A 12331-nucleotide genomic window follows, 5' to 3' on the forward strand; every position below is an offset into this window, starting at 1 on the left:
CCAGTGTCTGGGAAACAGTGCGGGATGCCCCGCGTCGAGGCGTATTTTGCCCCGTGGCTGCAAGCCAAATGCTGTGTGATTCAGTCAATGCCGGTGCGTGTGGTGGGCGTCGGGCACATGCGCATGGGTGTGCGTCTGCGGCCCGTGCTGGTGCCCATGGCTGTGGCTGCCCTGCGGCATCGGGTCGTGGCGGTGGTTGTGGTGCCCGTCGTCATGCCGATGTGCGTGTTCGTGCTCCAGGGCGTCGTGGTCGTGCGGGTGCTCATGCGTTTCGGCCAGGTGCAACACCACCCCGGCCACCATCAGCAGGCCGCCCACCACCACCAGCCCGCCGGCACTGCGGTCGCCCATGGCAAACGCCAGCACCGCGCCAATGAACGGCGCAAACGCAAACACCGAGCCGGTGCGCGCCGCACCAAACGCGCGTTGCGCCAGCAGGTAGCAACGCAGGCTGAGCCCATAGCCCGTGGCCCCCACGGCTACCAGGCCCCAGGCCGCCGCCGCAGTGGGCAAGGGCTCGCCCAAGCCCCAGGCCAGCAGCGCCGTGGCGCAGGCGCCCAGTGCGGCCTTGACCAGCACCACCTGCGCCGGGTCGCGCTCGGCCAGGGCGCGCGACAAGGTGTTGTCCGCCCCCCAGGCCATGGTGGCCAGCAACACCGCCAGCAGGCCGGCCAGCTCCACGCCACCGAGGCGCCCCTGGTCCACCACCAGCGCCACGCCCCCGGCCAGCAGCAACAGCATGGCCGCCCACACCCGCCGGTCCATGGTTTCGTGGTAGAGGCGCCAGGCCAGCAGCGCGGTGAAAAGCGCCTCCAGCGTCAGCATCAGCGAGGCGCTGCTGCCGCTGGTGCGCTGCAAGCCCCAGGCCAGCGCCACCGGCCCCAGCACGGCACCCAACCCCGCCATGGCCAGCAGGCGGGACGCATCGGCACGCCGCAAGCGCGCTTCCTGCTGCACCGGCTTGCGCAACACCGCGCCCATGCCGGCAGCGCCCGCATACAGCAGCGCCGCCGTGCTGAAGGCGCCCAACCCCGCGCCCAGGTGCTGCACCAGCGGCGTGCTGACGCCAAACAGCACCGCCGCCAGCAGCGCCACAGCGCCTCCGCGCAAGGCGGGTCCATGGATATCGAACACCAAACACTCCTGATTTGATAGCTGGTAGCGCTTACTGCATAAGCACCAGGGCCACATTTTTATCAAACCGTGGCGCCAGGCTGCATTATTGACGCGTTCAACCCAAGCAGGCCGATGGGCCCAACACGCCGCCTACAGCAACCACCCCTGCAGCTCTGCACTGGCCAGCGGCCGCAGCCGGGCGTAATCCAGCAGCTCGGCCAGGTGCGCGCCCTTGGCCTGCCACTCGTGCACCACGTTCTCGGCCAGCAGCACGTAATGCCAGGGCAGGCCTTGCCGGTGTTCTGGCGCCAGGGCGTTGATGCGCGCTACCCAAGCCACGGCGGCTTTCAACTTGCGCTGCACATTGGGGTGAATGGCCTGCTGCTGCGCCTTGGTTTCCACCAGAAAAATGCCGCTGGCCGTGCGCACCAGAAAATCGGGGCTGTAAAACGCGGGCAAGCCGTCGTCCTTCACATAACGCAGGCGGGCAAAGTGGTGGCGGTTTTCGCTGATCTTGCAAAACGCCAGCACCTGGCTATCGGCCTGCGCCCAGTGGATGAAACTGCGCTCCAGCCCGCCATTGCGCGCGGGCCAGCCCAGGCGGGTGTAGATGCACTTGCTGACTTCTACCGAATGGGCCTCGCGCAGCATCAGGCGCGGCACCTCGCTGATCCAGCGCGCATGCACCTCGGTGTGGCCGCTGGTGTGCTGCTCTTCGGATTCGAGCAGCGCCACGGCAAACACCTTGGTGATGTGCTCCACCACCGGCTGCAGCAGCAACAGGCGCCAGTTTTCATCTTCAAGCGGGTTGAAGGCGGCGCCAAACAGCCGCGTCCAGATGTAGTCGTCCAGCCAGCCGGTCAAATCGGCGGTGTTGACTTGCAAATAGGGTTTGGCCAGGTGCGTGGCAATTTTGTTACCTTTGGGCAGCGGCTCGCTCAGCGCCTGGCTGATGCGTCGCGTCAGGCGCGCCAGATAGTCGTTGTAGCCGCCCACGTTCATCACTGCGCCATCCACGCGGTAGTCGCCAAACAACGTGGCGCTTTGCAGGTCTTGCGAGATGAAGGTGTCGCCCTTGCCCAGCAGGCCGCGCAATTCGTGCGCCGACAGGGCGGTGAAGGCGGGCAGCGCCAGCACATCGATGGCGGCGTGGTCCCGCAGCTCATCGGCCTCGCGCAGGATGAACGGGATGCCAAAGTCAAATGCCTCAAAGCCCTCGCGCAGCTCGGCGGCCATCACGTCGCCCGTGCTGGAGGTGTCGTCCATGCCCTCGCCCGTGGTGCCCGCCAGGCCTTCTTTCAGCAAGTCGTCGTAAAACGACTGAAACGCCGGGTGCTCGACGATGCTCAGCACGTCGATCAGGTTGGCAGGCTCTTGCCCGGCGTTGATGCGCTCGCGGTTTTCGCGCTTCAGGTCGGCGTATTCGGCATCGCGCCACATCAGGCGCAGGCCCCGGCCAATGGTCTGCTCCAGCAAAATTTGCGCTTGCGAGCTGCGCAGCGGCACGATGACGCAAATGTTGTTCACGTCAAAGCCCTCGCGCAGCATCAACACGCTGACAATGACGCGCGGCGTGGCGTGCCGGTCCACGCTGAACAGGCGCTCGCGCACGGGCGCCCAGTCTTTCTCGCCCAGCTCGGCTTTTTTGCCCGAGTCGATGGTCATCACCTCATCCGCCTGCAAGCCTTCCTGCTCTTGCAGAAACTGCGCCACCAGGGGCGACACCGTCGTGTCCTCGCACACCACCAGCATCTTGGGGTGGCGGGCGGGGTCGATACGGGCGAAGTCGGCTTCGAGCTTGCGCAGCTTTTGCAGCCCGGCGCGCAGCATCACGCGCTGGCCCTCGCTCAAGATGGGGTTGCCCGCCTCGTCGCGCTCGGCCTTGAACTCCAGCGGCAGCGCGCCAATTTCCTTGCGCCTGTCCAGCACCAACGACTTGACCAGCCCCGCGCGCATGGCCGACTTCAGGTCAAAGTCGGTGACGATGTGCGCAAAGTACAGCTTCTTCTTGTTCTTGCCACTGCCCACATCGTTGTACGGCGTGGCAGAAAAGTCCACCTGCACAAAGCGCCGGCCCTTGGTTTCGGCAATGCGGCTCAGGCTCTTTTGCCACTCCACCTCGGTCACCTCGCCTTCGCGCTTGAACTCATGGATGTGGTGTGCCTCGTCGTTGAACACCATCAGCTCGGGCAGCGCAGCCAGAAACTCCAGCACATTGCCGCGCGCATAGCGGCGGTCCAGCACGTCCAGGCTGTTGCCCGTGGCGCGGCCCGGCATGAGCGGCAGCACGGCGGCCACCACCTGCTGCGGTTCCAGCGGCGCGCCTGGGGTCTCCACTGTTTCCACGTCGTCAACCACCTCGCCTTCAGCCAGCCCATCTACCAAAAGGTGCCAGTTGGTAATGGCGATCATGCCGTTGCCCGTAGCCTTCAGGCCAATCTCGCCCTTGCCACAGACGTTGCCGCGCACAAAGGCAAACACCGCATCGCGGTGCGCCTCGGGGATGAACAGGTCGGCAAACTGCGCCATGTCAGAACTGGCGAAATCCCTTGCCCCGCTTGCGCTGCCTGCTATCAATTTTCCGCAAAACGCATCCAGCAGCCGCTCGTAAACAATTAGCCCCGGCGCCACCACCATGAACTGGCGGGTAAAGCGTGCGTCGTCCATGCCCTCGGCCAGCGCCGCCGTCTTGTTGAGCAACTGCCAGATCAAGAGCGCCTGCAACACCCAGGTCTTGCCCGTGCCCGTGGCCATCTTGAAGCAGTATTTGGGGTGCGCGTGTTTGCCCGCCGACACCTCGGCCAGCCGGGTGCCCGCCAGCAGCGCATCGGGCGCCACCTGCTGGTACAGGTCTTTCAGCGTCCAGCTTGCCTTCCCGGCGCCCAGCACCTCGTGCGCCACGATGGCGTTCAGGATGGCCTGCTTTTGCCCGGCATGAAAGTTCAGCCCGCCGCGCGCGTCCACCATGTCCTGGCCGAACCACCACAGCAGCAGCTCGGCCGTGGTGGGGGTGACGAGGTCCAGCAGATCGGCGGCGCCGTGTTCGAGGCCCAGGGCCAACTGGTTGGTTTTGGCCGTGAGTGCGGCGGAGAGGGCGAGGGGGTTATCGGTAGGTGTCATGGGAAGGTTGAATTCAAAAAAACAGTGTGCGTGGGAGAATTCCGGCCATGCCTGCCACCTTTCACCCACCTCGCACCGCATGGGGCGCGTTTCCTGATGTCGTGATTCACGCCACAGAATCTGCCGTCAAACAGCACCCGGCCTACAAAGCCGCGAAATCGGGTAACGACGATGCAGCCACAGATTTGGTTGTGGATACATTCAGTCTTGATAAAACGCATGTGCTGGAGGAATTGCTGGGAGGACGCGCACCGACATTGGTCAGTGCCCACGCCGTTGAGCGCGAAGGTGTCAATGCGATTCCTGAGGTTTTTGCGGAGCTGCTGGGAAAGGTGCTGGACTGGCCTGTGGATACAGGGGTTGTTCAGGTCAATGTGGTGGGGCATACCAGCGCCAAGGGTTTCTGGCGCATGGCCCGCCAAGCTGAATTCCAAGGCCCAGTGAAGGCCGGATGCGAATACGTGTTGGTTGATGACTTTGTGGGAATGGGTGGCACCTTGGCGAACTTGAAGGGCCATATCGAATCCAATGGCGGGCGTGTAGTGGCAGCGGTAACGCTGACAGGAAAGCCCTATTCGGCCAAATTGACGCCGCTGCCTCAAACTTTGCAAGCACTGAGGGAAAAACATGGAACAGAACTTGAAAACTGGTGGATCGGACATTTCGCTCACACCTTCGACGCGCTTACTGAATCAGAAGCTCGGTACCTCGCCCGAACCGAGGCGGCTGACACCATCCGAGATCGCATTGCTGAGGCAGAGCAAGCAGGAGATGGCGCAGCGCTTTCCTGAAAACTATGGTCGCCATCAAGCCAATGGCTGATGGAATCAAAGACAGCATTCGCCATGACCACCTCTCGGCCTCTCGGCAAAAGGCCCCGGCTGTCCGCACCATCCGCCGGGCCGTGCGCGACAACCCGGATTTGCAGCTCGCTTTCATTGCTGCCAGCCATGCGTAGCCAAGCGGTGGTGTTTCTTCCCTTCACATCGCGAAGAGGTACAGCCACGACAGCGCCATCCGGGCGGTCACACATGGATGCGCCCTGAGCGTTACGCCGCGCAGGCAGCCGGCACTTGTGCCACCACCTCGGCCTCAAACCCAAACACATCCACCACCCGCACGCACACCCGGCGTGGGCCGCTGTGGGCGGGCACGCTCAAAGTGGCCTGCGTGACCACGCGCAGCGCATCGGCATCGTTGGCGGTGTTGCCCCGGTAGTCCTGCCACACCGAGCGGAACACGCGCCCGTCGTAATCCGGGTCCACCGCCCAGTATTCGATCAGCGCCAGCGGCTCGGCGTTGGCCACGGCCTGCAGCTTGGCGCGGTTGGCGTCGTCGAGGTTGATGGCCTCGGGCGAGAGCAGCACGTAGTTTTTCAGGCGCACGCTCAGGGTTTCCTGCGGCGTATCTTTCCCCTCCGTTCGGACTGAGCTTGTCGAAGCCTTGCGCTCGATCGGGTGGATCGTCAGGTATTGCAGCGACGAAAACCGCACCTGCCCGCGCAGTTTGTCGATGCCGCCCTTCTTTTTCAGGCGGTCCATCAGGTCGGGCGGAATCACCAGCACTTCGAGGCGGTCGTCATTCAGCGCGGTGATGGTCTCGCCAATGCTGGGCTCAAAGTTCCAGCCCAGCACCACCACGCGGTCCCAGCCGCCCAGCAGGTTGTCGCGCTGGGCAATGGCTTTTTTCAGGGTGGCGGTGCCGGTGAGCTTGTTGGGCGAATCGGCCAGCACCAGTGTTTTGCTGCCGCGCCGGCCATTCAGCTCCACGCCCGCAATCTGGCCCAGGTTGCGCTGCGGATTGGCCTCGGGCGGCAGGGGCAGCGCGCCGTACAGCGACAGCACGATCTGCGATAAATCGCCAATCCGGAAATCGCGCCCCAGGTGCGCCTTGGCGGCCTCGACCTGGTAGTCGCCGATGGCCTGGTAAAGGAAAGGCTTGGCTTCGAGGTCGATCAGGCGCTTGCGCATGATCATGCAGGCGGGCTTGCCGAGGTCGGTGGTGATCCAGCGGCGGCCGAGTTTTTCGGCGACGGCGGCGGTGGTGCCGGAGCCACCGAAGAAATCCAGAACTACCCCGTCTGATGGACATGAAGCAAGAATTACTCGTTCAATTAGAGGCTCTGGTTTTTGGGTTGCGTAGCCCGAGCGTTCACCTGCATCGGATTGGATCGATTGAATGTCCGACCAGACGTTCTCTGGTACTTTTCCCTCATCCAAGTAATAGCGATACAGTTTTTTCTTACCAGTCCCCCATTTTTCGACGTACTCGCGGCCATCATCATCGACGCCCATTCGACCGCCGTAGTTCTTCCCAGACTTGTCCTGCTTATGCGGTGTGAACGGCATACGAACAGCTTTTCCATCGAAAAATCGATCCACACTTTTTGTGTAAACGAACATGAGATCGTGTTTTTTCGCAAAGCCCTCAGTGGATTTGCCGCCTTGGCTGTAGTGCCAAACAATCTGGTTATCAAAGTGGCGTTTCCCAAAAATCTCGTCGAGCAAAATTTTCACGTAATGCCCCACATGCCAATCCAGATGCACATAAATCGAGCCGGTATCCGCCAGCAGCTCCCGCATCAGGATCAGGCGCGGCGTGATCATGGCCAGGTAGGACGCGGTGCCATCGCTCCAGGTGTCGGAATACGCGAACTGCTCAATCACCGTGGGCTTTTGCTCCAGCTCCACGCCCGGTAGCGTGACCTTGGTGCGGTAGTCGGCCTTGCTGTCAAACGGCGGGTCGATGTAGATCAAATCCACCTTGCCGCGCAGGCTGGGCGTGTCTTCATCGCCCGCCAGCAGCGCGGCCATGGCCAGCAGGTTGTCGCCGTAGATCAGGCGGTTGGCCCAGGGTTGCCCTTCGACAAACTCAGGGCGAGCGGTGGGGCCAGTGGGCGCGGCGCCCAGCATGGCCTGCGCGCTGGGCAGCAGGCTGCTTTGGCCCGGCGCAAACACCTCTTGCTGCGCGCTGCGCCGCTGCTGCGTCACCCAGTCTTGCGCGGCGCTGTCTTTGGCGGGCAGCACCACCTCGCGTGTTTGCAGGCGCACGCGCTGGCGGCTTTCCAGACTCTCCAGGATCTTTTCGGCTTGCTTGCGCCCGTTGGCGACGATTTCGGGGAGTTGTTCGAGCAGGGATTTGGGCATGTATAGGCGCTGACATCCTCTGGCCCGCCAGACTCGTCAACGTGACTGATAGTTACGCTATTTTTGTAACTATACAGGCCTGTTCCCTCTGTGCACAAAGCCGCGAATAGCGTAACCGCATGGAAAACGCAAAGAACATGTTTGCGAACCGGTTACGTGACGCCATGAAGGCTGCGGGCTATGAGCCCAAGCCTGCGGTGCTGGAACGGGAGTTCAATACGCGCTACTGGGGCAAGCCCATGACGCTGCACGGCGTGCGCCGCTGGCTGCGCGGCGAAACGCTGCCCACGCACGAAAAACTGCTGGTGCTGGCCGAGTGGCTGGGCGTGCCACCGCAGCAGCTCAACTTTGGCGATGAAATCCAGCGCAAGGTGGAGCAGCGCCGCTCTCGTTGGGACAGCGGCATTGGCTACCAGGACAGGGATATTTTTGAGGCGTTCCTGAAACTGCCCATTCCCCAGCGCAAGCTGATCCGCGAGGTCATCCTGACCTTTGCCAAGGTGCATGCCAGCGGCACCGATGCGGGCGCAGACCCGCTCAGCAAAACGGCGCCGCGCTGAGTCAGGAACTCATTTTTTAATAGCTACCAGCGCTTTACCAGTAAGCGCCAGAGCCATTTTTTGCCCTTAAAATTCAGTCGCAACCTCTGGCACCGTGGCCGCCGCCACCAGCCGCTGCGTGTAGGGGTGCTGCGGCGCATCCAGCACCTGGGCCACGGTGCCGTGCTCGACAACGGCGCCGTCTTTCATCACCAGCACGTCGTGCGCCATGGCGCGGATCACATCCACGTCGTGCGTGATGAGCAGATAGCTCAGGCCCTTGTCGCGCTGCAGGCGCTGCAGCAGGCCCAGCACCTGCTGCTGGATGGTGACGTCGAGCGCGCTGGTGGGCTCGTCGAGCACCAGCACCTGCGGCTGCACGATGAGCGCGCGCGCAATGGCCAGGCGCTGGCGCTGGCCACCCGAAAACTCGTGCGGGTAGCGCGCCAGCAGGCCGGGGTATTGCGCTTCGGTCAGGCCCACCTCGTTCAGCGCGGCCTCCACGCGGGTGCGGCGGGCAGCCACACTCAGCGCCGCCTCGTGCACCTTGAGGCCTTCGCCCACGATCTCTTCAACGGTGAGGCGCGGCGAGAGCGACGAAAACGGGTCCTGGAACACCACCTGCACCTTGCGGCGCAGCTGCTGGTTGGCGGGCGTGTTGCGCGTGGCGGGCTGCTGCCACCCCTGCCCCGCCACGGCCAGCGCGCCGCCATGCGGCAGCAACCCCAATATGGCCAGCGCCAGCGTGGACTTGCCCGAGCCCGATTCGCCCACCACGCCCAGCGTGCGGCCGGGCAACAGTTGCAGCGTGGCGCCCTGCACGGCCACGAATTCGCCTTTTTTGAACCAGCCGCGCACACCGGGCAAGGGGGTGGGGTAAGCCACGCGCAAATCCTGCGTCTTCATCACCGGGGCGGTGCCTGCGGGCGCATGGCCCTCGACCACATCGCGCCGGGGCAGGCTGGCGATCAGGCGGCGGGTGTAATCGTGTTGCGGGGCGCCAAACACATCGGCCACGCGGCCCTGTTCCACCAGCACGCCCTGCTCCATCACGGCCACGCGGTCGGCAAAGCGGCGCACCAGGTTCAGGTCATGCGTGATGAGCAGCACGGCCATGCCGCTTTTGCGCTGCAGGTCGGACAGCAGGTCGAGAATCTGACCGCGCAGCGTGACGTCGAGCGCCGTGGTGGGCTCGTCGGCCAGCAGCAGCGCGGGCTCGCTGGCCAGGGCCATGGCGATCATGGCGCGCTGGCGCTGGCCGCCGCTCAACTGGTGCGGAAAGCTGCCCGCGCGGCGCCCGGGCTCGGGGATGCCGGTTTTTGCTAGCAGTTCAATAGCTGCTTGCGCACACTGGGCGGGGCTCAATGCCTTTTTGAGCGCTAAAACCTCGGCAATCTGCTGGCCGATGGTCATCAGCGGGTTGAGCGCCGTCATGGGCTCCTGGAACACCATGGCGATGTCGCCGCCGCGAATGCCGCGCATCTCGCGCTCTGACAATGAGAGCAGGTCGCGCCCGCGCAGCAAGGCCTTGCCGCTGATTTTGGCATCACCCGCCAGGCGCAGCAGGCTGAGTGCCGTGATGGTTTTGCCCGAGCCCGATTCACCCACCAGGGCCAGCTTTTCGCCGGGCGCGATGCTGAAGCTGGCGCTGCGCACCACCTCTTTGGCGCCAAAGCGCACGGAGAGGTCGCGCACCTGGAGCAGCGGGTTGATGGCTTCGCCCGTCATTTTTCGGCCTTTCGCGGATCGAGCGCATCCCGCAACGCGTCGCCCATGAAGGTCAGCAGCAGCAGCGTGACCACCAGCACGCCAAAAGTGCTGAGCGATATCCACCAGGCGTCGATGCTGTTCTTGCCCTGCGAGAGCAGCTCGCCCAGGCTGGGCGTGCCGGGCGGCACACCCAGGCCCAGGAAGTCGAGCGAGGTCAGCGCCAGGATGGCCGCGCTCATGCGGAACGGCAAAAACGTGACCACCGGCGTGAGGCTGTTGGGCAGGATGTGGCGCCAGATGATCTGCCCATTGCCCACGCCCAGGGCGCGCGCAGCCTTCACGTAGTCGAGCTGGCGGTTGCGCAAAAATTCGGCGCGCACGTAGTCGCTCAGCCCCATCCAGCCGAACAGGCTGAGCAAAATCAGCAGCAGCGAGATGCTGGGCGCGAACACGGCGCTGAAGATGATGAGCAAATACAGCTCGGGCATGGAGCCCCAGATTTCGATGAAGCGCTGAAACGCCAAATCGGTCTTGCCGCCAAAAAAGCCCTGGATGGCGCCCGTGACCACGCCCAGCGCCACGCCCGTGACGGTGAGCGCCAGCGCGAACAGCACGCTCACGCGAAAGCCGTAAATCAGCTGCGCCAGCAGGTCGCGTCCTCTGTCGTCGGTGCCCAGCCAGTTGTCGGCGGTGGGTGCCGAGGGGTTGGGCGATTTGGCGAAATAGTTGAGCGTGTTGGGGCCGTAGGGGTTAAGCGTGTACAGCGCCCAGTTGCTGCCCTGCGTGATGCGCTCGCGAATGAAGGGGTCGAGGTAGTCGGCAGGGGTTTCAAAATCTCCGCCAAAGGTTTTCTCGGGGTAGTCCTTGAGCATGGGGAAATAAGTCTGCCCCTCGTAGCGCACGATGAGCGGCCGATCGTTGCTGACCAGCTCGGCACACAGGCTCAGCGCCACCAGCACGCAAAAAATCAGCAGGCTCCAGTAGCCCAGGCGGTTGCGCTTGAAGCGCAGCCAGGCACGGCGGGAGGGGGAGAGCGAGACAGGTGCAACCATCGTCATGCCAAATTTTCAGGCGCCATCACGCTGCAGCACGGCCTTGCTGTATTGCAAAAAATCATCCAGATGCTTTTCGATGATGGCCACCGTGATGGGTAATTGCAGCACCTTGTAATCATGCACAGCGATATTGCGAAACCCCACCATGCGCTGCAGGCCTTCGGCCAGGTGCGCTTGTATCCAACCGCCTTGCGCCAGTAACGAAAAAACGTCCCGTGCGCTTTGCGGAACGCCAAGCCGTTCGCGCCGGATCAGGTGCTGGCCCATGTCCAGCGCGGCCTCGCAGGCGCGCTGGATATTCAGGATGGCGGCATCCTGGCGCGTGAAGTTGGTGGCAAAGGTGCCAGGCTCGCTGAAATATTCTTCGCGTGCGCGCGCCACGCAGCGCTCGATCGTGGCGGCCTTGTTCAACAGCACGTCATCTGCCATACACGCTCCCCCGCTGCGCAATGTCGGCCAGCAGACCGGCGCGCGCAGTGTCCAGCGCGGTTTTTTCGCTCAGGATGGCGCTTTCAAACAAGGCAGCCTGCGCATCCCGTGCCCACCAGCGCATGCCGGTGGTGATGATCTGGTACTGCATCACCGTGGACGCGGCGCGCAAATCCAGCAGATCCACGGGGCACCCGGCCACATCGCTCAAATCTGCGGCCCAGCGCCACAGGCTGAGCGGGTCGGCATAGCCGGCCACCAGCACCGCCACATCCAGGTCACTGTGCGGCCCGGCCACGCCCTGCACGCGGCTGCCAAAGCCGTAGATGGCCAGGAGATCAGGAACACAGGCCTGCAGGGCCTGGATAATTTCCTTGGTGCCCTCGTCGCTGGTGGACTGAAAGGTTCGGGGCAAGCGCGGTGGCAAGTTCATGGAAACCTTTATTCCGAAAAAGGATTGAGCACCGCAATGCCGCAGCCGTCAAAGTCGCGCACGTTGCGGGTGACGAGTGTGAGCGCGTGCACCTGGGCGGTGGCGGCGATCAGCATGTCGGCCTGTTCGCACACGCGCCCCTGGCGGGCGAATATCGCGCGCAATTCCCCGGCGCGTCGGGCGATGTCGCCACCCACCGAGAGCACGCTGACGCGCTGCAAGAAAAGGTCAAACCAGCGCATCTTGGCGGCATGGGGTCGCCAATGCAGGCCAAAAACGATTTCATCGACCGTGATGGCACTGACGACCACGGGCAGGTCATCCTGCTCCAGGCGTTGCATCCACTGCAGCACTCCCGCATCGGGGCGGGGGCGCATCAGTTCACTGACGGTGTGGGTATCGGCCAGATACATGGTGGCTCAAGGGTGGGCCGGTTGCTTTGCAGGGTCATCCCAGTAATGGGGATCGTCCACCATGGGGTTGTAACGCGTGGTGCGCGGTGGCAGCTCGATCCCGTCCGCGCCCTCGGCAGCCAGGATGGCGCGGATCTCTTCGAACAAAGCACTGAGCGTTGGCCGCTTGTGCTGCGCCTGCCATTGTTTGAATTGCGCATAGTCCTGCGCCGAAATCAGCACAGCCACGGGCTTGTCGCGGTTGTAAATGGCTTGCGGCTCCTCGGCGGTGAGCCGCACCACTTCAGAAAACTGCTGTTTGGCGCTGGCGATGTTCCATGTCATGGTGGCCTCCTGCGGTTGGATATCCAATATGGACATATTACCTACA

Annotated in this window: 12 protein-coding genes; 3 read left to right on the forward strand and 9 right to left on the reverse strand. The window is 63.5% G+C overall.

Going from position 1 to position 12331, the window contains the following annotated elements; translation table 11 throughout:
* Window positions 1-84: 84 nt before the first annotated feature.
* Both J8G26_RS11550 and J8G26_RS11555 read right to left on the reverse strand, forming a co-directional pair.
* Complete coding sequence (locus tag J8G26_RS11550) at window positions 85-1134, reverse strand: DMT family transporter (protein ID WP_232476500.1); 1050 nt, start codon at window positions 1132-1134, stop codon at window positions 85-87.
* A 132-nt stretch (window positions 1135-1266) separates the two neighbouring features.
* Window positions 1267-4236: a DEAD/DEAH box helicase family protein gene (locus tag J8G26_RS11555; protein ID WP_210569016.1), complete on the reverse strand. Its 2970-nt coding sequence runs from the start codon at window positions 4234-4236 to the stop codon at window positions 1267-1269.
* A gap of 47 nt (window positions 4237-4283) precedes the next feature.
* Here J8G26_RS11555 and J8G26_RS11560 point away from each other — a divergent pair, with 47 nt between their 5' ends.
* Together J8G26_RS11560 and J8G26_RS11565 are read left to right on the forward strand one after the other, a co-directional pair.
* Window positions 4284-5027: a phosphoribosyltransferase gene (locus J8G26_RS11560; RefSeq protein ID WP_087745122.1), complete on the forward strand. Its 744-nt coding sequence runs from the start codon at window positions 4284-4286 to the stop codon at window positions 5025-5027.
* Window positions 5028-5050: 23 nt separating this feature from the next.
* The gene (locus J8G26_RS11565; RefSeq protein ID WP_210569017.1) at window positions 5051-5194 is read left to right on the forward strand and encodes a hypothetical protein; all 144 of its coding nucleotides are present in this window, start codon (window positions 5051-5053) and stop codon (window positions 5192-5194) included.
* 91 nt (window positions 5195-5285) lie between these two features.
* Here the strand turns inward: J8G26_RS11565 and J8G26_RS11570 are convergent, their stop codons facing one another.
* On the reverse strand, window positions 5286-7382 hold the full coding sequence (locus J8G26_RS11570; protein ID WP_210569018.1) for a DNA methyltransferase: 2097 nt from the start codon (window positions 7380-7382) through the stop codon (window positions 5286-5288).
* Window positions 7383-7501: 119 nt separating this feature from the next.
* Here J8G26_RS11570 and J8G26_RS11575 point away from each other — a divergent pair, with 119 nt between their 5' ends.
* On the forward strand, window positions 7502-7942 hold the full coding sequence (locus J8G26_RS11575) for an XRE family transcriptional regulator (protein WP_210569019.1): 441 nt from the start codon (window positions 7502-7504) through the stop codon (window positions 7940-7942).
* Window positions 7943-8008: 66 nt separating this feature from the next.
* Here J8G26_RS11575 and J8G26_RS11580 read toward each other — a convergent pair whose 3' ends face one another.
* From J8G26_RS11580 to J8G26_RS11605, 6 genes are read right to left on the reverse strand one after another with little or no spacing between them, the layout of a single operon-like run.
* Window positions 8009-9649, reverse strand: coding sequence for a dipeptide ABC transporter ATP-binding protein (locus J8G26_RS11580; RefSeq protein ID WP_087745116.1), 1641 nt, complete (start codon window positions 9647-9649; stop codon window positions 8009-8011).
* Window positions 9646-10689: an ABC transporter permease gene (locus J8G26_RS11585; protein ID WP_087745113.1), complete on the reverse strand. Its 1044-nt coding sequence runs from the start codon at window positions 10687-10689 to the stop codon at window positions 9646-9648. Before J8G26_RS11585 ends, J8G26_RS11580 begins: the two co-directional genes overlap by 4 nt.
* 9 nt (window positions 10690-10698) lie before the next feature.
* Window positions 10699-11115, reverse strand: a complete 417-nt coding sequence (locus J8G26_RS11590) for a DUF86 domain-containing protein (protein ID WP_087745111.1) — start codon at window positions 11113-11115, stop codon at window positions 10699-10701.
* Complete coding sequence (locus tag J8G26_RS11595; RefSeq protein WP_087745109.1) at window positions 11105-11548, reverse strand: nucleotidyltransferase domain-containing protein; 444 nt, start codon at window positions 11546-11548, stop codon at window positions 11105-11107. Before J8G26_RS11595 ends, J8G26_RS11590 begins: the two co-directional genes overlap by 11 nt.
* Before the next feature lie 8 nt (window positions 11549-11556).
* On the reverse strand, window positions 11557-11961 hold the full coding sequence (locus tag J8G26_RS11600; protein WP_087745107.1) for a type II toxin-antitoxin system VapC family toxin: 405 nt from the start codon (window positions 11959-11961) through the stop codon (window positions 11557-11559).
* 6 nt (window positions 11962-11967) lie between these two features.
* Window positions 11968-12285 carry a type II toxin-antitoxin system Phd/YefM family antitoxin gene (locus tag J8G26_RS11605; protein WP_157667108.1) on the reverse strand — a complete coding sequence of 106 codons (318 nt, stop codon included), beginning with the start codon at window positions 12283-12285 and terminating at the stop codon, window positions 11968-11970.
* Window positions 12286-12331: the final 46 nt, after the last annotated feature.

This window comes from Acidovorax sp. JG5, assembly GCF_017939685.1.
Classification (GTDB): Bacteria; Pseudomonadota; Gammaproteobacteria; order Burkholderiales; family Burkholderiaceae_C; genus Acidovorax.